This window comes from Enterovibrio baiacu (genome assembly GCF_004120195.1).
Lineage (GTDB): Bacteria > Pseudomonadota > Gammaproteobacteria > Enterobacterales > Vibrionaceae > Enterovibrio > Enterovibrio baiacui.
In genome coordinates this window covers 24,937-45,195 of record NZ_SCHN01000021.1, presented here as the reverse complement: position 1 = coordinate 45,195, position 20,259 = coordinate 24,937, and the positions used below count along the sequence as shown (strand labels likewise).

22 protein-coding genes are annotated in these 20,259 nt (G+C 48.7%); 3 read left to right on the top strand and 19 right to left on the bottom strand.

What is annotated here, in order from left to right; genetic code table 11:
• Positions 1–8 precede the first annotated feature (8 nt).
• The gene (gene dbpA / locus EQP46_RS20330; protein ID WP_129495372.1) at positions 9–1,421 is read left to right on the top strand and encodes an ATP-dependent RNA helicase DbpA; all 1,413 of its coding nucleotides are present in this window, start codon (positions 9–11) and stop codon (positions 1,419–1,421) included.
• A 137-nt stretch (positions 1,422–1,558) separates the two neighbouring features.
• Here the strand turns inward: dbpA and EQP46_RS20325 are convergent, their stop codons facing one another.
• Complete coding sequence (locus tag EQP46_RS20325) at positions 1,559–2,056, bottom strand: GlcG/HbpS family heme-binding protein (RefSeq protein ID WP_129495371.1); 498 nt, start codon at positions 2,054–2,056, stop codon at positions 1,559–1,561.
• Between the two features lie 154 nt (positions 2,057–2,210).
• On the opposite strand from EQP46_RS20325, the gene EQP46_RS20320 reads away from it, so the two are divergent.
• The gene (locus EQP46_RS20320) at positions 2,211–2,891 is read left to right on the top strand and encodes a response regulator (protein ID WP_129495370.1); all 681 of its coding nucleotides are present in this window, start codon (positions 2,211–2,213) and stop codon (positions 2,889–2,891) included.
• Positions 2,869–4,329: a sensor histidine kinase gene (locus EQP46_RS20315; protein WP_129495369.1), complete on the top strand. Its 1,461-nt coding sequence runs from the start codon at positions 2,869–2,871 to the stop codon at positions 4,327–4,329. The genes EQP46_RS20320 and EQP46_RS20315 overlap by 23 nt, the downstream gene beginning before the upstream one ends.
• A 55-nt stretch (positions 4,330–4,384) precedes the next feature.
• On the opposite strand, the gene EQP46_RS20310 is transcribed toward EQP46_RS20315, so the two are convergent.
• The 18 genes from EQP46_RS20310 to EQP46_RS20225 all read right to left on the bottom strand — a co-directional run bounded on the left by EQP46_RS20310 (position 4,385) and on the right by EQP46_RS20225 (position 20,124).
• A complete protein-coding gene (locus tag EQP46_RS20310; RefSeq protein ID WP_129495368.1) occupies positions 4,385–5,245 on the bottom strand; it encodes a bile acid:sodium symporter family protein in 861 nt (286 codons plus the stop codon).
• Positions 5,246–5,401: 156 nt separating this feature from the next.
• Positions 5,402–6,463 carry a quinolinate synthase NadA gene (gene nadA / locus EQP46_RS20305; protein WP_129495400.1) on the bottom strand — a complete coding sequence of 354 codons (1,062 nt, stop codon included), beginning with the start codon at positions 6,461–6,463 and terminating at the stop codon, positions 5,402–5,404.
• Between the two features lie 149 nt (positions 6,464–6,612).
• Complete coding sequence (gene ybgF / locus EQP46_RS20300; RefSeq protein ID WP_129495399.1) at positions 6,613–7,353, bottom strand: tol-pal system protein YbgF; 741 nt, start codon at positions 7,351–7,353, stop codon at positions 6,613–6,615.
• A gap of 18 nt (positions 7,354–7,371) precedes the next feature.
• Positions 7,372–7,893, bottom strand: coding sequence for a peptidoglycan-associated lipoprotein Pal (gene pal / locus EQP46_RS20295; protein WP_129495367.1), 522 nt, complete (start codon positions 7,891–7,893; stop codon positions 7,372–7,374).
• Between the two features lie 32 nt (positions 7,894–7,925).
• Positions 7,926–9,281, bottom strand: a complete 1,356-nt coding sequence (tolB, locus tag EQP46_RS20290) for a Tol-Pal system beta propeller repeat protein TolB (RefSeq protein ID WP_129495366.1) — start codon at positions 9,279–9,281, stop codon at positions 7,926–7,928.
• Positions 9,282–9,293: 12 nt separating this feature from the next.
• Positions 9,294–10,388 (bottom strand): cell envelope integrity protein TolA, encoded by a 1,095-nt coding sequence (gene tolA / locus EQP46_RS20285; RefSeq protein ID WP_129495365.1) that lies wholly within the window; start codon positions 10,386–10,388, stop codon positions 9,294–9,296.
• Between the two features lie 13 nt (positions 10,389–10,401).
• Complete coding sequence (gene tolR / locus EQP46_RS20280; RefSeq protein WP_026024418.1) at positions 10,402–10,848, bottom strand: protein TolR; 447 nt, start codon at positions 10,846–10,848, stop codon at positions 10,402–10,404.
• Positions 10,849–10,851: 3 nt separating this feature from the next.
• A complete protein-coding gene (gene tolQ, locus EQP46_RS20275; RefSeq protein WP_129495364.1) occupies positions 10,852–11,538 on the bottom strand; it encodes a protein TolQ in 687 nt (228 codons plus the stop codon).
• Positions 11,528–11,941, bottom strand: coding sequence for a tol-pal system-associated acyl-CoA thioesterase (gene ybgC, locus EQP46_RS20270; protein WP_129495363.1), 414 nt, complete (start codon positions 11,939–11,941; stop codon positions 11,528–11,530). Before ybgC ends, tolQ begins: the two co-directional genes overlap by 11 nt.
• Positions 11,942–12,108: 167 nt before the next feature.
• Entirely contained in the window at positions 12,109–12,393 is a 285-nt protein-coding gene (gene ybgE / locus EQP46_RS20265) for a cyd operon protein YbgE (protein WP_129495398.1), read from the bottom strand.
• 10 nt (positions 12,394–12,403) lie between these two features.
• Positions 12,404–12,514 (bottom strand): cytochrome bd-I oxidase subunit CydX, encoded by a 111-nt coding sequence (cydX, locus tag EQP46_RS20260; protein ID WP_078752244.1) that lies wholly within the window; start codon positions 12,512–12,514, stop codon positions 12,404–12,406.
• A gap of 15 nt (positions 12,515–12,529) precedes the next feature.
• Entirely contained in the window at positions 12,530–13,666 is a 1,137-nt protein-coding gene (cydB, locus tag EQP46_RS20255; protein WP_129495362.1) for a cytochrome d ubiquinol oxidase subunit II, read from the bottom strand.
• A 14-nt stretch (positions 13,667–13,680) separates the two neighbouring features.
• On the bottom strand, positions 13,681–15,267 hold the full coding sequence (gene cydA / locus EQP46_RS20250; RefSeq protein ID WP_129495361.1) for a cytochrome ubiquinol oxidase subunit I: 1,587 nt from the start codon (positions 15,265–15,267) through the stop codon (positions 13,681–13,683).
• A gap of 554 nt (positions 15,268–15,821) precedes the next feature.
• Positions 15,822–16,829 carry a Holliday junction branch migration DNA helicase RuvB gene (gene ruvB, locus EQP46_RS20245; RefSeq protein ID WP_129495360.1) on the bottom strand — a complete coding sequence of 336 codons (1,008 nt, stop codon included), beginning with the start codon at positions 16,827–16,829 and terminating at the stop codon, positions 15,822–15,824.
• A 13-nt stretch (positions 16,830–16,842) separates the two neighbouring features.
• Complete coding sequence (gene ruvA, locus EQP46_RS20240) at positions 16,843–17,472, bottom strand: Holliday junction branch migration protein RuvA (RefSeq protein ID WP_028025167.1); 630 nt, start codon at positions 17,470–17,472, stop codon at positions 16,843–16,845.
• Positions 17,473–17,574: 102 nt separating this feature from the next.
• On the bottom strand, positions 17,575–17,694 hold the full coding sequence (locus tag EQP46_RS20235; RefSeq protein WP_017008259.1) for a hypothetical protein: 120 nt from the start codon (positions 17,692–17,694) through the stop codon (positions 17,575–17,577).
• Entirely contained in the window at positions 17,687–18,685 is a 999-nt protein-coding gene (cydB, locus tag EQP46_RS20230) for a cytochrome d ubiquinol oxidase subunit II (protein ID WP_129495359.1), read from the bottom strand. Before cydB (EQP46_RS20230) ends, EQP46_RS20235 begins: the two co-directional genes overlap by 8 nt.
• Positions 18,685–20,124 carry a cytochrome ubiquinol oxidase subunit I gene (locus tag EQP46_RS20225; protein WP_129495358.1) on the bottom strand — a complete coding sequence of 480 codons (1,440 nt, stop codon included), beginning with the start codon at positions 20,122–20,124 and terminating at the stop codon, positions 18,685–18,687. Before EQP46_RS20225 ends, cydB (EQP46_RS20230) begins: the two co-directional genes overlap by 1 nt.
• Positions 20,125–20,259 lie beyond the last annotated feature (135 nt).

Below are 20,259 nucleotides of genomic sequence, written 5' to 3'. Positions count from 1 at the left end.
ATACCTCCGTGACCAAAGAATCAACTGCTGCAGGCCAACAGGCTGCATTTTCTACATTGCCGCTTAAAGCGGAATTACTTTCTACCTTGAACACGATTGGTTTTGAAACCATGACGCCGATTCAAGCGCAGAGTCTTCCTGCCATTTTGGACGGGAAAGACGTTATTGGTCAGGGAAAAACAGGCTCGGGCAAGACCGCAGCATTCGGTTTGGGCTTACTCAACCGCTTGGACGTGAAGCGTTTCCGTATTCAAGCATTGGTGATGTGTCCTACGCGTGAATTGGCTGACCAAGTTGCGGTAGAAATCCGTACGTTGGCGCGCGGCATTCACAACATCAAAGTGCTCACTCTGTGTGGTGGCGTTCCAATGGGCCCGCAAATTGGCTCACTTGAGCACGGTGCACACATCATCGTAGGTACGCCGGGTCGTATACAAGACCACCTAGAAAAAGGCCGCTTGTCGCTAGAAAACGTCAACACCTTGGTGCTTGATGAAGCTGACCGCATGCTAGAAATGGGCTTCCAACCTGCATTGGATGCAATCATTCAAGACATTCCAGCGGGCCGTCAAACCTTGTTGTTCAGTGCAACGTTCCCATCGCAAATTCAAGCGATCAGCAAGCAGATCATGACGACCCCATTGATGGTGAAAGTTGAATCTACGCATGACAACAGCAGCATTTCACAACACTTCTATCAGTGTGAAGGTAACCGCCAGCGTATGGATGCATTGCTGTTGTTGCTTCTCAATCACCAGCCAGAAAGTGCAGTGGTGTTCTGTAACACCAAACGCGAGACCAAAGATGTTGCTGCATGCCTTGAAAACGAAGGCTTCTCAGTGGTGGCGTTACACGGTGATTTGGAACAACGCGATCGCGACCAAATGCTGCTTAAATTCGCGAACAAGAGTGTCACCGTCATGGTTGCAACCGACGTTGCAGCGCGTGGTCTAGACATCGATTCATTGGATGCCGTGATTAACTACCACGTTGCGTTCGATACCGAAGTACACGTTCACCGCGTTGGCCGTACTGGCCGAGCGGGTAGCCAAGGGGCGGCTTACACCCTTTACGGCAGTGAAGACGGTTACAAAATCGCGTTGCTTGAAGATTACCTAGGCCGCGAAATCAAAGGCGAAGAACTGCCAGATGCTTCTGTCATGCAAGCATTACCACCAGAACCTTTGATGGCAACACTGCACATTGATGGCGGTAAGAAAAGCAAAGTTCGCCCAGGTGACATCCTTGGTGCTCTGACTGGCGGCGATGACGGCATTCAAGGAGCTGACGTTGGTAAAATTAAAGTCACGGATTACCGCTCTTACGTTGCAGTAAAACGCAACGTTGCAAAGAAAGCGCTGAAGAAATTGTCTGCTGGCAAAATCAAAGGCCGCACATATCGTGTGTGGCAATTGCGCTAAACGAACACAATAGGTAGTGCGTTACATCGCACAACCCAAAACGCCCTCATCCAGCAATGGCATGAGGGCGTTTTACGTTTTACGTTTTACGTTTTACGTTCAAATAAGCTCAGAGATTAAACTTGGTTGATCCTTACTTATTTGCTGATTTTTTTAATCGCAGCTTCCGCACACGCTACGTCCAAATGACCACCCGGCGCGCCGCCCACACCAATCGCCCCCACAACAGCATTGTTCACTTTCAACGGCAGCCCACCTGCAAGCAGCAATAAGCTCTCATCCATGTTCTGCAAGGGTTGTAAGATCGGCTTGTCGCTAATGAGTTTCATCAGTTTGGCCGTTGGCTGCTTCATGCTTGCCGCGGTAAAGGCTTTCTGACGCGAGCTTTCAAGTGTGTGTGAACCCGCTTTATCATCACGTACCTGCGCCAATACACGTCCCGCCGGATCGACAACGGTCGCGGTGACTGCGTAGCCATCTCTTTTACACTGTTGAACGGCTTCAACGGCAAGCGCTAGCGCAGAATCTGTAGACAAAGAAGGAACACTCACCGTGTCGATGCTTGCCTGTGCTGAAAACGCAGAAAAGAGCGTGGCGCTAAGAACAAGTGTGCGAATGTTAGTGGTCGATTTCATACGTAGATCTCCATTGGTTCATCATGTTTCTCGCAACACAATGTAACTCCGCCAAATTGCCCCATACTTTCATGAACATTACACCTTAGTAATGAAAGCCAAATTCCATGTTCACTTTGGTAAATTGCGGATAACACAGCAAAGGAGACAGCCATTGAATCTACTGATCGTGGAAGATGACATTCACATTCAGCGCTTCTTAACACAGGGGTTCGAACAAGAAGGTTGCACAGTAACCTTGGCCAGCACGGGAAAAGAAGGGCTGCATTTTGCCACGCATGATCAGTTTGACGTGGTTATCTTGGACATCATGCTGCCAGAAATGGATGGCCTGGAATTACTCAGGCAGTTGAGAGGGCAAGGTTTTAAAACCCCCGTCATCATTCTTAGTGCCAAACACTCAGTAGAAGAAAGAGTGAGTGGGCTTCAATCTGGTGCAGATGACTATCTGGTGAAGCCTTTTGCATTTACCGAATTGCTTGCGCGTTGCCATACCGTGACACGACGGACACAACCCGACAATGCTATTTCAACCCAACTTCAATACGATGACTTACAACTCGATATTATCAAGCGCGAGCTTGTTAGAAATGACCTCGCCATTCCCCTTAACAAACGAGAATATGCCTTAACGGAACTCTTTCTACGAAACCCGGAAAGGGTGCTATCTAAAACCGTCATCTTGGAGCAAGTGTGGGGATATCAGTTCGACCCACAAACAAACGTCGTGGATGTATTGGTTTGCCGTTTAAGATCGAAGGTGGACAAAGACTTCAAGCTTCCTCTTATTCATACTATTCGAGGCGTTGGCTATGTCCTCAGAAAAGAGTGTTAGCAACGCCCTAGCGCAGACACAAAAGGCGCTATTTTTCCGCTTTGTCACTGTCCTGCTAACGTGTCTGTTCATCGTGCAAGTGGTGATAGCAGTATTGCTTCTTTACAGAATGCAGAGCAATGACATCAAAATTCTTTCTTCTATGGGTGCAGAATATCAGCGTATCTTAACGTTTAATGGTTCTGAAAAATTAACCCATGTCGTTGTTGAAAACCCTGAAAGGCTGGAAGAAAACAACATCGCGGTCTTTAAGCAAGACCCTAGCAATCCGGCCGTATTTCACTATGTATCCGGTGCAAAATTGGCGCTGCCCGAATCAGAGGTAGCGGATTTCCCTTCAAAGATTGCTCATGCCGAATCGTCCAAACCTTATGGGTATAACTCGCAGGAGGAAAGCTGGTATCAACAACTGATAACCCAATCATTCTTAACGTTACCGTTAGTCGCTAAACGCCAAGGCTACATTATGGTACAGCCCATTTTTTCTGATTTGAGCGCTGTCATTAGTGAATGGCTGCGCATAGGCTTTGCATTACTCGTGTTAGCCGCCATCAGTCTCGTCTTTGTGTGGCGATTAATCCATTCAACGCTATCTCCGTTGTTTGTCTTAGCGCGACAACTTGATGATGCAAGCAAAAGCCCCCTCGAGAGCATGAGCAATACACTGGATTTTGTACAAAATGCCAACCGCCACGACCTCTCCAGTATCAATCGCAGTGTCAATTTGTTGCTGATGCGGCTGCATAAGATCATAAAAAGCATGGATGACACGGTGAATGCCATCGCTCACGATCTGCGAACCCCCCTTTCTCGACTCAGGTTATCAGCGGAAAAAGGATTGCTTACTAAGAAAGAAGATGAGAACGGCGCTCAGGTGATGAAAGAGGCGTTGGCAGACTGTTTAGAATCCTCTCATCAAGCCGATCAAATGCTCACTACCCTATTAAAAATCAATGATGAAGTGGCTGGTCGCCTTTCTCCTAAGTTGTCTCACATCGATATCAATGCGACGTTACTGAAAGTCGCAGGCTGGTATGAGGAAACGGCAGAAGATCATGATATTCAACTAACGGTAATCAGCCATCCAACGTCATCCTTACTCACCGATGAGGACAAGCTCATTCAGATACTGGTGAACCTTGTAGATAACGCCTTAAAGTTCACGCCAAAAGGCGGCACGGTTCAATTGGCGTACTCGGAGCACAATAACCTTGCAAGCCTGTCAGTGACCGACTCTGGTATTGGCATTCCAAAAGACAAACATGCGTTGATTTTCACCAAGCTCTACCGCGCGGATGAAAGTCGAACGTCTGAAGGATATGGCTTAGGGCTGGCGCATGCAAAAGCGATAACCGAGAGTTTAGCGGGTAAACTCACCGTAGAATCAGAGGTAGGAAAAGGCAGTACGTTTACCATTAACTTGGTAAAAGCGACCTAAAAATAAAACAGGGGTGTATACCAATACACCCCCGCTGATCTCTATCGCGCTCAACTCAATATTCGGCGTGGCTTACCGCTTTCCTTCGACTCATCACAATCAAAATAATCGCTGGGATGTTCATCAAAATGCCATAAAGTAACGGCGTCAGTGCCAGTTGTGGCTGATTAAGCTGAACCACGGCAACGAATATCGCCGTGCCTGCATTTTGTATCCCGACTTCAATGGATAACGTCTTCGATAACGTAGCGTCTCCACCCAACCCCTTCGCCACAGCGACACCGAGCGCCATGCCAAGTACACAGAGAAGGAGCACTGCGATAGAAGCAACAGAAAAGAGTTGGTTGAACACCTTGGTGTTTGCAGCGAGGGTTATCGCCACAGTGAAAAACAGCGCCCACAACGCTGTGCGCCCCGCAAATTGTGCAAAACGTTCAAAGCCCGCGGAAGTACAAAAACGCTTGAAGGTCATTCCCAATAGAACAGGGACTAACGTCACCGCGATAAGCTGCATGATCGCCGTTTTCACAGGAATAATCGCAGACACGTCAGACAACACAAACGGCAACATTAACGGCAGACTAAATGGAATAATGAGGCTACTTATCGCCGTCATCGTGATAGAGAGTGCAGAATCGCCCCCACAAAGGTGGCAAATGGCATTGGACGATGCCCCACCTGGCGCTAACGCCAATATCCAGAGCCCCACCGCGACCACTTCTGGCAGATTGAAAAGCTGAATCAAGCAATAAGCAATGATTGGCAAACCGATAAGCTGCGCAGATAAGCCCGCCGCCACTTTGCCGGGAAACTCGGAAACACGCTTAAAGTCCGCAACGGTGAGGGTTAGCCCCACGCAAAACATCATCCACGCAAGCGCAATTGGCAAGCCAACAGTGAGCATAGTTTGACTCATAGAATATCCTTACTGACATCGAAACGACCCGCCGATCATTATTGTTTTTCTTATGCTCGCGCCACACGAATTGGCGGGTTCAACGTGCGGGACAATTTAGCAGATCAAAAAAGGCGAACAATGCGTTCGCCTTTAAACTAGAGGGAGCATCAAACTTTATGCGTTGCCTTTCACTTGAAGTTGCAATTCCGCAGCAAAATCCAACATGCGATTCAACGGGATCAGTGACTTCTGGCGAATGGCTTCATCAACATGAATTTCATGTTGCTCGCCGCCTTCTTTCAGCGCAAGCTCAATGGCTTTCAAGCCGTTCATTGCCATCCAAGGACAATGCGCACAGCTGCGGCACGTTGCGCCAGCACCTGCGGTTGGCGCTTCGATAAGCTCTTTCTCTGGCACCATCTGCTGCATCTTGAAGAAGATGCCTTTATCGGTCGCAACAACCAGCTGCTTGTTTGGAAGCTCTTTCGCCGCTTTGATGAGCTGACTCGTCGAGCCAACAGCATCAGCAAGCTCTACAACACTGGCTGGAGATTCTGGGTGAACCAAAATTGCCGCATCGGGGTACACAGCTTTCATGTCTCTCAACGCTTTTGCTGAAAACTCATCGTGCACCACGCACTCGCCTTGCCACAGCAGCATCTCTGCACCAGTTTTATTGGCGATGTACGAACCTAGGTGGCGGTCAGGGCCCCAAATAATCGGTTTATCCTGCGCATCCAAATGTTCAACAATTTCCAATGCAATTGATGACGTGACCACCCAATCCGCACGCGCTTTTACCGCCGCTGATGTGTTGGCATACACCACCACAGTATGGTCAGGGTGCGCATCGCAGAAAGCAGAGAATCGGTCTTCAGGGCAGCCCAAGTCCAGCGAACATTCGGCTTCCAGCGTTGGCATGATCACGTTCTTTTCTGGAGTCAGAATTTTTGCGCTCTCACCCATGAATCGAACGCCAGCAATCAGTAGCGTTTTCGCAGGGTGTTTATTTCCGAACTTGGCCATCTCAAGAGAATCACCGACAAAGCCGCCGGTTTCTTCTGCCAGCGCCTGGATCTCAGGGTCGGTGTAATAATGCGCAATCATGACTGCGTCTTTCTCTTTCAAAAGCTGTTTGATGCTTTCGATGTAGTATGATTTTTGCTGCTCAGACAGCACCTCCGGCTTAGGAGGGAAAGGATATACCGTCTCAGCGGTATTAATAATCTGGCTCATCCACTTACTCAGATATGCTTGCAGTTCGGCCATTATACACGCCTTATAGCAGCATTTTCATCTCAGAAAATGCGTTGTGACTTAGAGACGCAATAAAATTGCAAAGAAAAAGCCGACTCAAGGTCGGCTTTATAGGGAAGTGGTTGCGTTTACTTCTTCATTTGCTTTTCAGCTTGGCTTGCCGTGGTTGACCCAGGGTACTCGGTCACCACTTTCTGGAACAAGCTCTTCGCTGTGGCTTTGTCGCCTTCACGATCTGCAATCATGCCAAGCTTGAGCATTGCATCAGCACGCTTGCTTGATTTTGCAAACTGGCTGACCGCATCAAAGTGCTGCTTCGCCAAACTTAGCTCACTTTTAGAGAAGTAAAGCTGACCCAACCAATAGTGCGCATTTGGCTTGTAGATTGATTGAGGGTACTTGGTCAAAAACGCATTGAAAGCATCTGTGGCACCTTGGTAGTTTTTCTCTTTGAGAATCAGGTTCACAGCGGCATCGTACTCTGCGTTTTCAGACTGATTGTTTGAATACGCTTCTGACGAAGCAGGCTTGTCGGTTTTGTTTTCGACAGCAGCTGCTGGTTTTGCGGTGCGAAGGGTATCGATTTCACGGTACAAGTCGCGTTGGCGTTCCAACATCTGATTTAATTCATAGCTGTTTCTTTCAACAGTGCCGCGCAATTCGTCCAACTCGCCTGCCATTTGTTCTAGCTGACGTTGCATGTCGATTTGCATTTGGTTGCGGGCTTCTAGCATTCGCTCCAAGCGCTCTACAGAGCTACTGCTACCACCACTGCCTAACTCAGTCACCGGAGCAGGTGCAGCAGCCGCAGGGGCTGCCACACTCACCAGTAACGCCAGCGATAAAGAACGCAAAGTGTTACTGTTCATCATGATTTACCTTCTAACTTAGTAAACCAGAACCGCACGGCGGTTCTTCGCGTAGGCTTCTTCACCTTGGCCTAGCACCAATGGTTTCTCTTCGCCGTAGCTTACGATAGAAATTTGAGAAGCTGGAACACCTAGCGCTTGCAGGTATTTCGCTACTGCGTTCGCACGGCGCTCGCCAAGTGCGATGTTGTATTCAGGTGTGCCGCGCTCATCGGCGTGACCTTCAACAACCACTTTGATGCTGTCGTTTGCACGTAGGAATTCAGCGTGCGCGTCTAGCATGTCTTCAAACTGTGGCAATACAGAGTAGTCATCAAAGTTGAAGTAAATAGTTTGAGACTGACGCAGTTCGTTTGCACGAATTTCCTGCTCAGTCAGACCACCTTGGCCGCCGTCTACTGGTGTTACGATAGTGGTTTCTTGACCTTTGTTGGTTTCAGAACCCGTGCTATCAGTAGAGCTGTCGCTAGAGCTACAAGCCGCTAGGGTAAACATAGGTAGCGCTACCGCCAAACCCTTAAGTACTTTATTCAATTGCATCTCGTTTTCCTTATTTCAAATAAGCGCAAATATTATTGGAACGGGGACCATGCTGGTGCCCTAACTCGACCGTTTGTTGCTGGTAGCCGTGCTTTAAACCGTCCATCAATAGAAACCAGTGAAAGTACGTTATTACGCCCGTAAACCGAGCTGTAAATGACCATGCTGCCATTCGGTGCGAGGCTTGGTGATTCATCAAGCATCGTTTTGGTTAGAACTTCTACGGCACCCGTTTGCAAATCTTGTTTTGCAATGTTGTAACCTGAGTCCGAGCGGTGAACCATTACAAGGAATCTACCATCCGGTGTCAGCTGACCACCGAGGTTTTGGCTACCCTGCCAAGTCAACCTGTTGGTAGAACCGTCGGCTAAATTTACTCGATAAATCTGTGGTTTACCACCCCGGTCTGACGTAAAGATCAAAGACTGCCCATCTGGATCCCAGAAAGGTTCGGTGTTGTTCGCGCGCCCTTTGGTGATTTGTTCCATCTTGCGCGTTCTCAGATCTAACACATAAACCTGCAAGCTGCCTGTCTTGGAAAGTACCAAAGCTAACTTGTTGCCATCCGGCGAAAATCTTGGCGAACCATTATGACGAGGAAATGACGAAATCATCTCTCGCTTGCCCGTCGTAAAGATGTCCATGATAAAGATCTGCGCTTGGCCATTTTCAAAGCTGACGTAGGCAAGCTGCTTACCATCAGGTGACCATGCAGGTGACATCAAAGGCTGTGTAGAGCGAATAACAAGCTGCTCATTAAAACCATCGTAATCAGAAATTCTCAACTGATAAGGATGATTGGATTTGTCATCAACAACAACGTAAGCAATCTTTGTTAAGAATGCACCCTTCTCACCCGTTAATTGTTCATAAACAAGGTTTGAAATTAAGTGCGCTGATGTTCTTAGCTTGTTGCTGTCAACACTCCACGTTTTATCCAAAGGTACATGGTCTTTAGTCAGTACCAGTTCACCTTTGTCATTTAAACCTTTGCTGCTTCCGCCTGTTAGTTGTCCGCGAACAATATCAATCAGTTGAAACTTAACGCGATACTTCCCGTCTGGCGTTTTATTAATTGTCCCCGTAACCAGCGCATCGACACCCAATGCAGTCCAATCGTTGAAATCCACGTTTTCATCGCTGTAAGGCGTTTGTGGCATTTTGTCGGTTGGGACTGGGCTGAATTTGCCACTGCGTTGAAGATCTGATGCGATAACATCAGACACATTGGTCGGTAATTTGCCTTCGCCTTCCCACTTAAAAGGGACAATGGCGATAGGACGTGCAGAGTTGACCCCTTCGGTGATGACGAGTTTGAGCTCAGCATGTGCAGGCTGGATAGCCGCAAGCATGAGTGCAAACACACCAAAGAAAACACGTTTCAACATGAAGAATCCCTCTTACTCTGGTTTCACAGTCAGTTCAATATTTTGAAGCTCGGCTGCGACTTCTTTATCTTCCGGCATTGGGAAGGATGATACTTTCAATACGGCCGTTTTCGTTGCTCGACATAAAGTGCGATTTCCACCCACTTCATTTACATCGAGTAAAAGCCCTGTGCTCGACAAGCGCATTTTCACCACACACTCTTGGCCAGAGAAACTGCTATCAACCAGCAAGTTTTGCTTGATCATTTGTGTGTAAATTGCGCCGTAGCGAGAAACTTCATCAGAAATAAATCGCCCTCGAGCCGAACCGCGATTTGCCGATTCGGACTCGAGACCGCTAAAAAGCTCGTTGAGGGCAGCCTCCTGCTCTGCTTGCTTCTTACGTGCTGCTTCCGCTTTACGCTCTGCCTCTACACGCGCAGCTTCTGCCTTGCGGGCCGCCTCTTCAGCTTTCTTCTGCTCAGCAAGCTTACGTTGACGCGCTTCTTCTGCCTTGCGAGCTTCTTCTTCCGCACGTTTTTTCTCAGCTAACTGGCGTTCGCGTTCGGCTTCTGCTTTCTTACGTTCCTGTTCAGCACGTACGCGCTCAGCTTCTGCCTTTTTCGCCGCTTCTTCCGCTTTACGCTGTTCAGCGACTTTACGCTGGCGTTCAGCTTCTGCTGCCGCAGATTTCTCTTGGGCGATGCGTGTGGCTTCTTTAGCTTTGCGTTGCTCTTCAGCCTCTTTTTTACGGGCTTCGGAAATACGCTTGCGCTCAATTTCTGCTTCTCGTGCCTCTTTTTCAGCCGCTAGCTTTTCAGCACGCAACTCGCGAAGACGTTTCTCTTCTTGTTCGCGCTGCTTTTCAAGTTGATCAGCTTGTTGTTCCAGGCGACGAAGGCGATCGCTCTCTTGTCGTTTAGCTTCATCACGTTGCTGACGAATTTTTCGCGCTTGTTCGTTCACAACGCTCGGGTCGATAACGACCGCTTCAATACTCTGCCCCGCAGGCTGGTGCGATACTTTTGTGAAATCTGCGCCCCACAACAATCCTCCAAACAACGCGGCATGCAAAAGCACGGATATGATCGTTGCGCCTGAGTAGCTTGTGTTCTCGTTCTTCTTCATTCAGTTACTCATCTTACGAATCAAGCGGTTCAGTCATGAGTCCTACCGAGGACACACCCGCTTGGTTCAACGCATCCAATGTTAGGATGATCTCTGAATAAGGCACTCGACCATCACCGCCAACCAATACCGGCGATTTAGGGTTTAGTTCAAGTTCCGCTTTTACGCGCACCAACATATCTTGCAAAGACAAGCCACGCTCCATATCACCATTGTTGACACTCAAGCCCAGGCCGCCATTTTGGTCGACCTCAACAATGATAAATGCGCCACTGTCTGCGTCACTTGCAAGGTCTGCCGCCGTTTTCGCGGTAGATGTTTGTGGAAGGTCAACATCCACGCCCTGCGTAACAAAGGGGGCTGTTACCATAAAGATGATAAGCAACACCAACATGACATCGATGTATGGCACCACGTTTATCTCGGCAGTCATTTTCCGCCGTTTAGATTGATAAGGCATGGCTTACTCCTTCGGTGCAGCGAATGCCTGACGGTGCAAAATGCTAGAAAACTCTTCCATGAAGTTCACATAGTTATTTTCGAGCTTACCTACCTTGGAGGTTAACTTGTTATAAGCCATTACCGCTGGGATTGCAGCAAATAGGCCCATTGCCGTTGCCACTAGCGCTTCCGCGATGCCTGGCGCAACCATGGCCAATGTCGCCTGTTTCACCGCACCAAGCGCGATAAACGCGTGCATGATGCCCCACACCGTACCAAACAGACCGATGTAAGGACTGATTGAGCCCACGGTGGCTAAGAATGGTAGGTTGGTTTCAAGTGATTCAACTTCTTTCGACAGCGACACGCGCATGGCACGGCCTGTTCCTTCCATCACGGCTTCTGGCACTTTGCCATTACTGCGGTGAAGGCGAGCAAACTCTTTAAAGCCCGAGTAGAAAATTTGTTCACTGCCTGTCAGCTGATCTTTGCGCGCTTGCACTTCTTGAAACAGCTGAGAGAGATCCATTCCAGACCAAAAACGGTCTTCAAAACGTTCTGCTTTTGCCGTTGCCTGAGAAAGGACTTGAGAACGTTTGATGATCATCGCCCAAGACACGATTGACATGCCAAGCAGAACCAACATCACTGCTTTAACGAGCAGACTCGCTTGCAAAAACAGATCAAGAATTGACAGTTCAGCGCTCACTTAAAATCTCCGATTGAATCGATGGGGGAATGGATTTGGGTTTCATTTTCTCAGAATCGACACAGGCTACCTTAACGATGGCCCGACACAATACCTGCCCTTCTGAATTAACTAAATTCTGACAGAAAGTAAGGGTCACACGACGAAGCTCTGACACCGTGGTTTCGACCGTTAACAATTCGTCGAACCTTGCGCCCTTGATAAAGTCGATATCCATATGACGTACCACGAATGCAGTGTGTTCTTTAAATAGCACTTGTTGATTGACACCAATGCTACGTAAAAGTTCTGTCCTTGCGCGTTCGAAGTACTTGATATAGTTCGCATGATATACAAGACCACCAACATCAGTATCTTCGTAGTAAATACGAACCGGCCAGCAGAATGGGTGGGGTTGGCTCATCCGATAATTACCTGAAATCCATAATAAGGTTTAGCGAATTACTATAACTGACTTACTCAAGGTATTGAAAGCACGTTGCAACGTAGTAGGTCACGATTGGCGCAAAATAAAACAGCCTGAGGCCAAAGGCGCTCAGGCTGCTGCAAAGATGAACGGTCATTGCGTCTTTAAATGAATGCAGTCGCGAGGATAGAAATCATCACTGCCCATGCAAACGGGGGGAAAAAGACCAATTGCCAAAACCAAAAGCGCGGTTTGAACGCCATGCCGTGAATGATCCCCGTACATGTCGCCCAAATCAGTGCTGGGGCATTGGCGACACTGAAGCCGCCAATTCTGTCCGCAAACGTCTGCGGATCCCAAATCACCAATCCCGCACATGTCAGGGCAAGCACCAATGACATGATCATCAAAACACGCTTATGAAGACGGTCATGCAGACCGTCCAACATAGTCGTGAACTTATTCTTCACTGTCGTGATCCATGGCTTCAGTGTGTTCTAACCAAAGCGCATTGATAATACCGAACGAGCACGCCAGCAATACACCTAGAATCCAAGCGAAATACCACATGGTTGACTCCTTCTCTTAGTACAGTGAGGTTTTGTTTTCTTCGATGAACTTGTCATCAAGACGGCCAAACATCTTGTAGTAACACCACGCGGTGTAAGACAGGATGATTGGCACCATAACAAACGCAACGCCCGTCATGATGTTCAACGTTAGTTCGCTCGATGTCGCATCCCACATGGTTAAGCTGTGAGCTGGGAACAAGCTAGAAGGCATCACGAATGGGAACATGGCGAAACCTGCTGTCAAAATCACGCCCGCAATCGCAAGGCTGTTGAACAAGAAAGCAAAACCGTCACGCTCGAAACGCGCGCACACAGCAACCAACAATGGCATGAACACAGCAAGTGCCGGAGCAGCCCATAGTAGCGGATAAGCGTCGTAGTTATTGAATAGTGCACCGGTGAGGGTCATCACTTCTTTGTTTAATGGGTTTGACGTTGCATTGGTCATGATTTCGCTGGTGATCACATAGCCTTCAATGCTTTGTGCCCAGAAGCCAGCAAGTGCAAAACATACTGCCGTCAGAATCGCAGAAATCTGCGCCACATTACGTGCGCGGACGTGCAGCGCATCGGTGGTTTTCATCTGAAGGTATGTCGCACCTTGTGTCACGATCATGAACAAACTCACCAAACCACATAGAATCGCAAATGGATTCAGCAGACCAAAGAATGAACCTCGGTACGTTGGGATAAGGAATTCGTTCAGTTCAAAAGGTACGCCCTGAAGCAGGTTACCGAATGCAACACCGAAGATGATTGGCGGCACGAAGCTACCAACGAAAATGCCCCAGTCCCAGGTTTTACGCCAGCGTGGATCTTCAATTTTCGAACGGTAGTCGAAACCAATTGGACGCAGCCATAATGCCGCTAGCGTCAGGATCATCGCCAAGTAGAAACCTGAGAATGATACCGCGTAGACCAACGGCCATGCGGCGAACAACGCACCACCTGCGGTGATTAACCATACTTGGTTACCATCCCAGTGAGGGGCAATCGAGTTAATCATCACGCGGCGCTCGTTATCGGTTTTACCAATAACAGGCACCAGCGCACCGACACCCATGTCAAAGCCATCGGTGATCGCGAAGCCAATCAGCAGAACACCAATCAGTGCCCACCAGATCAGACGTAGAATCTCGTATTCAAACATGTCTCACGCTCTCCTTATGCTTCAACTTGACGCGCAAGATCCGTTTCCGGTGTCTTTAGCTTTTCAAAATGATAACGGCCTGTTTTTAGGCTGCTAGGGCCTAAGCGTGCGAATTTAACCATCAAGTACACTTCGGCAATCAAGAACACTGTGTACAGTAGAACGATTGCAACCAACGAGGTGATGATTTCTGACGCAGGAACATTGGACGCTGCCATGTGTACAGGCAGGATTTCACCCACAGCCCACGGCTGACGGCCATATTCTGCGACGAACCAACCCGCTTCACAGGCAATCCAAGGCAATGGAATACCAAATAGTGCAAGCTTCAGAAGCCATGGTTTTTCATCAATTTTCTGACGACAGGTTTGGTAGAACGCCATACCGAAGATAAACAGCATTGCGAAACCACACGCCACCATGATGCGGAAGCTCCAGAATAGCGGCGCTACTTGTGGAATAGAGTCTTTCGCAGCTTGTTTGATTTGCGCTTCCGTTGCATCAACAACGTTTGGTGTTTGCTCTTTCAGTAGCAGACCAAAACCAAGATCTTTCTTCACGTCATCAAACGCAGCCAGGTTTTCAGGTGTTCTTTCACCTGCACGCAGTTTTTCAAGCAAACCGTAAGCAATCATACCGTTACGGATACGTACTTCGTGCTCGTCAACGATGTCATGAAGACCCGTTACTTGCTTATCAAAAGAACGCGTTGCGATGATACCCATCACATACGGGATCTTGATTGCGTAATCGGTTTCCATGGTTTCTTGATTCGGGAAACCAAACACAGTGAACGCTGCTGGCGCAGGTTCTGTGTGCCATTCCGCTTCAATGGCTGCCAATTTCACTTTCTGAACATCACCCAACTCATAGCCAGATTCATCGCCCAGAACGATTGTAGACAGAATACCTGCCATACCAAATGATGCTGCAATCGCGAAAGAACGGCGTGCAAAAGCAACGTCGCGGCCTTTCAGAAGGTAGTATGCACTGATACCCAAAACGAACATCGCACCCGTGGTGTAACCTGCTGCCACGGTATGGACGAATTTCACCTGAGCGACCGGGTTAAGTACAACTTCAGCAAAGCTCACCATTTCCATTCGCATGCTTTCGAAGTTGAACTCCGCACCCACTGGGTTTTGCATCCAGCCATTCGCGACAAGAATCCAAAGCGCTGAGAAGTTTGAGCCGATAGCAGTTAACCAGGTTACGGTAAGGTGTTGACGTTTTGAGAGGCGATCCCAGCCGAAGAAGAACATACCGACTAGCGTCGACTCAAGGAAGAAGGCCATTAAGGCTTCAATCGCGAGCGGGGCACCAAAGATGTCGCCGACGTAGTGAGAGTAGTATGCCCAGTTAGTACCAAACTGGAACTCCATCGTTAGGCCTGTTGCAACGCCTAGCGCGAAGTTAATACCGAAAAGCTTACCCCAGAACTTTGTCATGTCCTTGTAGATTTGCTTGTCAGTCATGACATAGAGCGACTCCATGATGGCAAGCAGGAATGCCATACCTAAAGTCAGTGGGACAAATAAGAAGTGATACATCGCGGTGAGAGCAAATTGGAACCGCGACAGATCCACAATATCAGTTAACATGTTAACTCCTTCCTCGCCAGACTAGCTGGCGCGCGATACTTTCGCATCGATAAGTAAATGCTTAAACACATGCGGGGCTGACTGGCCGCGCCTAACTAAGCTTCCTTACGGGATCTGTGTAAACAGACCTCCCTTTTTATGTTGCACTTTTGTGCCCAACTAGTTAGGATTTTGTTAAGTAAGTCCTAATATAGCTAGGTCTAATATTAAACATTCTGGGCGACTGCTTCAAAGTATTTGGAGCATGTGTACATTGATTGCTGTCAAATTAATCAATTGTCACTGTCGAAATTTTGCGATTGTTAGACATCAATCAATTTTGGCGTGATTTTTTTGGCAAATGATCACGCTAGGTGATGGTATGCACACCCAAAAACAGGCGAATAGAGACAAGAATAGTTGTTGAATTGAGGTTAATGGGAAATTTACGTGTTACAGGTTGCGAAACACCTGTCGTTGACGAGATAAAAGCAGGAAGAGCAGAAAAGGCTAAACGACAGAGACAGAAAAGCCAGCGATTGCTGGCTTCTGGCTACCCTTTTTAGATGCGCAACCTACTCGGGCAAATCAAACCCGAAGTGCAAATAGGCGCGTTGGCTGGCAATACGCCCTCGCGGAGTACGCTGCAGGTAGCCTTGTTGAATCAGGTACGGCTCTAACACATCCTCTATGGTGTCTTTGGCTTCACCAATCGCGGCTGCAAGGTTATCTAAACCCACAGGACCACCGTCGAATTTTTCAATGATCGACTTCAGTAGCTTTCTATCCATATAGTCAAAGCCACGGTTATCAACGTCCAACATGTCCAACGCTTTCGACGCGATTTCGGCGTTGATGTTGCCATCGGCTTTTACCTCGGCGTAATCACGGACACGGCGCAGAAGGCGGTTTGCAATACGCGGCGTTCCTCGGGCGCGTTTCGCAATCTCATACGCACCTTCTTCATCCACAACCAAGTTCAAACAGTTTGCACTGCGTTGAACAATGCCTTTCAGGTCGGCGACGTTGTAATACTCAAGACGCTGTGTGATACCAAAGCGATCGCGCAAGGGTGACGTTAACGAGCCCGCGCGGGTGGTTGCACCCACCAGCGTAAATGGCGGCAAATCAATCTTGATAGAGCGCGCTGCTGGCCCTTCACCGATCATAATATCCAGTTGGTAGTCTTCCATCGCTGGATACAGCACCTCTTCAACCACAGGGCTAAGGCGGTGAATTTCATCAATAAACAGAACATCATGAGGTTCAAGGTTTGTCAGCAATGCCGCCAAATCCCCTGCTTTTTCGAGCACTGGGCCAGAGGTGGTGCGGATGTTCACGTCCATCTCATTGGCAACAATGTTCGCTAAGGTGGTTTTACCCAAACCTGGCGGGCCAAAAATCAATAAATGGTCGAGGGCTTCTTCACGCTTTCTCGCTGCATGAATGAAGATCTCCATCTGGCTACGCACATGATCCTGACCTTTGTAGTCTTCCAACATCTTAGGTCGGATAGCACGGTCAATGATCTCATCTTCTTTCATTGGCGGTACTGAACCTATTAGGCGATCGGCTTCAATCATCTCATCGGCTCCATTACACCATCGAACGCAGTGCGTCACGGATGATGGCTTCGCTGGTCATGCCATCGTGAGCGACTTGCTTCACGACTTTCTCGGCTTGAGCAGCCTTGTAGCCAAGCGCAATCAACGCACTCATGGCTTCATCTTTCGGGTTTGTTGACGCCGCTACCACAGTGCTTGTGCTGCTGTCACGACGCGCAGCTGCATCCGCATGCGGGGTGAGCAAATCAAAGGCATGCCAGTTCTTCAAACGGTCACGCATTTCAATCACCAAGCGCTCAGCCGTTTTCTTACCGACACCGGGGATTTTCACCAAGGTCGAGACGTCTTCACGCTCAACACTGTCAACGAACTGGGTCGCTGTCATACCAGACAAAATGGCAAGACCCAATTTAGGCCCAACACCGTTTGCTTTGATCACTTCGCGGAACAACGCACGTTCAACCGTTGTATTAAAACCATAGAGCAGTTGCGCATCTTCGCGCACCACGAAATGGGTATAAACAATGGCTTCTTCCCCTGCGTCTGGAAGTTCATAGAAGCAACTCATCGGCATACTGACTTCATAGCCAATGCCGTTTACTTCTAAAAGGATTTCAGGGGGTTGTTTTTCAAGCAGGATTCCGCGTAATCGACCAATCACAGTGTGGACTCGTATTTTTGGTGTTAATTGCCGTTAGAATAATAAACAACTGGATAGATATCCAGTTTTAATCCCCAAGCGCCAACAGAAATGCCAGCGCGATCAAGCCAAATTCACCAGTCGCATTGTCCACTTGATGAAGTAAGCCAGCAGAGAAACACTGGCGACCCCCACCAGCCATAAGCCGATAAACCAAAGCAATGAGGTTGTTTGTTTACTCATGGTATCCCTCGTCTGCTTTCACTTTTCCACGGAACACCCAGTACGAATACGCGGTATATATCATGATAATGGGCAGCAAAAACGCCGCGCCAGCAAACAAGAACTTGAGGCTATTTTGTGGCGCTGCTGCCTCCCATAACGTAAAGGCCCTTGGCACCATGTACGGGAAGATACTGATGGCAAAACCTGCGAATGCCATGAGGTAAATGACCAAGGTCCAACAGTAGGCGCTGAGTGGTTTTTCGCTGTGCAGCGAGCGCCACAACTTAAACGCGGCAAACGCTGAGATGATGGGGATAAGAAAGAACACCGCTGCGTTAGGGAACGTAAACCATCGAGCAGCGATCTCTTGAGAGATAAACGGGAGCCAAATACTGACCAACCCGACCGAACCCAGAAATGCCAAGGTCAGTTTCTTACACCGCGCATAGAGCTTTTGTTCAATAGACCCTGACGTTTTGATCAGCAACCAGCACCCGCCCAGCAAGGTATAACCAAACGTCACGGCGATACCGCAAAACACGGTAAATGGCGTGAGCCAATCAAACCAACCGCCTGCGTATTGCCTTCCCTCGACACTGATCCCCTGCAACAGTGCACCGAGTATCATTCCTTGAGAAAAAGTCGCCACGAGTGAGCCGCCAAAAAACGACCAATCCCACAAATAGCGCCCAGCTTTGGTGCGATAGCGATATTCAAACGCCACGCCGCGGAAAATGAGCCCTATCAACATGGCAATGATGGGCGCATACACGGCAGGCATGATGACGGAGTACGCGAGGGGAAACACGGCAAACAGGCCGCCGCCCCCCAAGACTAACCAGGTTTCGTTGCCATCCCAGATCGGTGCAATGGAATTCATGGCGGCGTCTTTCTCTGCATCGTTCAACGAGGGAAACAAGATGCCCACTCCCAAATCGAACCCATCTAAAATGACGTAGAGAAGAACAGCAATGGCGATAATGCCCGCCCAAAGCAATGCATAGTCCATTATCTCTCCTCCCCTGATTGAGGATCCTCTGGCCCCAGTGGAGCAACGACAGGGTTGCCGTTTTTGTCCTTGCCTAACTGGCCGTGCGACAGCCTTGTCACCACGCGTACATCCATATCTTGTTCATATTTGCTTGGGGATTTGCGCATAAGCTTGAGCAAGTAATAGATACCCGCACCAAATATGGCGAAATATACCACCACGAACACAGCCAAAGATGCGCCAACGGCGCTGGCATCAATCGGGGACACGGATTCGGCCGTTGTGAGCAAGCCATAGACGGTATAGGGTTGACGCCCCACTTCTGTGGTGATCCAGCCTGACAATATCGCAACAAACCCACACGGCGCACTCCACACACAGAGCTTCAAAAACCAAGGCGTTTCGTAGAGGGTTTTCTTGCGTCGTAGCCACACGGAAATTAAACCGATGGCTAACATAAGAAACCCGATCGCCACCATGATACGAAAGCTCCAAAAAACGATGGCCACAGGCGGCCTTTCCTCTTTGGGCACAGCATCAAGCCCTTTTATTTCGCCATCGATCTTGTGTGTCAGGATAAGGCTGCCGAGGTAAGGAATAGCGACTTTGTAGTCGATGGTTTCTGTTTCTTCATTAGGGATGCCAAACAGGATCAGCGGCGCCCCTTTTTGTGTTTCGAAATGCCCTTCCATCGCTGCCACCTTCATGGGTTGATGCTCAAGGGTGTTAAGGCCGTGAAGGTCGCCCGCAACGATTTGGATTGGTGTGACCAAAATCGCCATCCACATCCCCATGGAAAAGCTGATTCGGGCAAGCTGATTGTGCGGCGCTCTCAGTAGATGCCACGCTCCCACCCCCGCGACCACAAACGCCGTCGTCAAATATGCCGCAATGACCATGTGAACCAGACGATATGGGAAAGAGGGGTTGAATATCACCTCGAACCATGAGGTGACGACGAATTGCCCCAATTCGTTGTAAGCAAAACCTGCCGGCGTTTGCATCCAACTGTTTACCGCTAAAATCCAAGTTGCTGAGAGCAAGGTGCCGAAAGCCACAGTGGCGGTTGCGAGAAAGTGCAAATTTTCCCCCACCCGGTTTCGACCAAACAACATGATGCCGAGAAAGCCAGCTTCCAAGAAGAATGCCGTCAGCACTTCATACCCCATTAAGGGGCCGAGTACAGGGCCGGTTTTGTCAGAAAATACGCCCCAGTTGGTGCCAAATTGATAGCTCATGACAATACCGCTGACCACGCCCATACCGAACGTCACCGCGAAAATCTTGGTCCAATATTTTGAGAGTTCGAGGTATTGGTGATCACGTGTTTTTAGGTGCAGCGCTTCAAGCACAGTAATGTAACTGGCAAGCCCAATGGAAAAGGCAGGGAAGATGATGTGAAAGGACACAGTGAACGCGAATTGTATCCGAGCAAGGTCTATCGCGAGTTCTGACATTCTCGCCTCCTAAATCTGTGTCATGGGGTGACACGGTTCTAGGTTGTAACGCGGCTAACCGCAATCACGATCACCTCTTTGCACATTTAGTGTTGGAATTATCATCAAGTAGGTAATAAGCATCGGAAGGCGTAT

Excerpts from the sequence above, each read along its gene's own strand:
- EQP46_RS20225 (WP_129495358.1), bottom strand. The coding sequence starts at position 20,124 with ATGTCAGAACTCGCGATAGACCTTGCTCGGATACAATTCGCGTTCACT.
- EQP46_RS20325 (WP_129495371.1), bottom strand. The coding sequence starts at position 2,056 with ATGAAATCGACCACTAACATTCGCACACTTGTTCTTAGCGCCACGCTC.
- EQP46_RS20310 (WP_129495368.1), bottom strand. The coding sequence starts at position 5,245 with ATGAGTCAAACTATGCTCACTGTTGGCTTGCCAATTGCGCTTGCGTGG.
- ruvB (WP_129495360.1), bottom strand. The coding sequence starts at position 16,829 with ATGATTGAAGCCGATCGCCTAATAGGTTCAGTACCGCCAATGAAAGAA.
- ybgE (WP_129495398.1), bottom strand. The coding sequence starts at position 12,393 with ATGTTGGACGGTCTGCATGACCGTCTTCATAAGCGTGTTTTGATGATC.
- tolA (WP_129495365.1), bottom strand. The coding sequence starts at position 10,388 with ATGAAGAAGAACGAGAACACAAGCTACTCAGGCGCAACGATCATATCC.
- ybgC (WP_129495363.1), bottom strand. The coding sequence starts at position 11,941 with ATGAGCCAACCCCACCCATTCTGCTGGCCGGTTCGTATTTACTACGAA.
- nadA (WP_129495400.1), bottom strand. The coding sequence starts at position 6,463 with ATGAGCCAGATTATTAATACCGCTGAGACGGTATATCCTTTCCCTCCT.
- tolR (WP_026024418.1), bottom strand. The coding sequence starts at position 10,848 with ATGCCTTATCAATCTAAACGGCGGAAAATGACTGCCGAGATAAACGTG.
- EQP46_RS20315 (WP_129495369.1), top strand. The coding sequence starts at position 2,869 with ATGTCCTCAGAAAAGAGTGTTAGCAACGCCCTAGCGCAGACACAAAAG.
- cydB (WP_129495359.1), bottom strand. The coding sequence starts at position 18,685 with ATGGACTATGCATTGCTTTGGGCGGGCATTATCGCCATTGCTGTTCTT.
- tolB (WP_129495366.1), bottom strand. The coding sequence starts at position 9,281 with ATGTTGAAACGTGTTTTCTTTGGTGTGTTTGCACTCATGCTTGCGGCT.
- cydA (WP_129495361.1), bottom strand. The coding sequence starts at position 15,267 with ATGTTAACTGATATTGTGGATCTGTCGCGGTTCCAATTTGCTCTCACC.
- cydX (WP_078752244.1), bottom strand. The coding sequence starts at position 12,514 with ATGTGGTATTTCGCTTGGATTCTAGGTGTATTGCTGGCGTGCTCGTTC.
- pal (WP_129495367.1), bottom strand. The coding sequence starts at position 7,893 with ATGCAATTGAATAAAGTACTTAAGGGTTTGGCGGTAGCGCTACCTATG.
- EQP46_RS20235 (WP_017008259.1), bottom strand. The coding sequence starts at position 17,694 with ATGAGTAAACAAACAACCTCATTGCTTTGGTTTATCGGCTTATGGCTG.
- cydB (WP_129495362.1), bottom strand. The coding sequence starts at position 13,666 with ATGTTTGAATACGAGATTCTACGTCTGATCTGGTGGGCACTGATTGGT.
- ybgF (WP_129495399.1), bottom strand. The coding sequence starts at position 7,353 with ATGAACAGTAACACTTTGCGTTCTTTATCGCTGGCGTTACTGGTGAGT.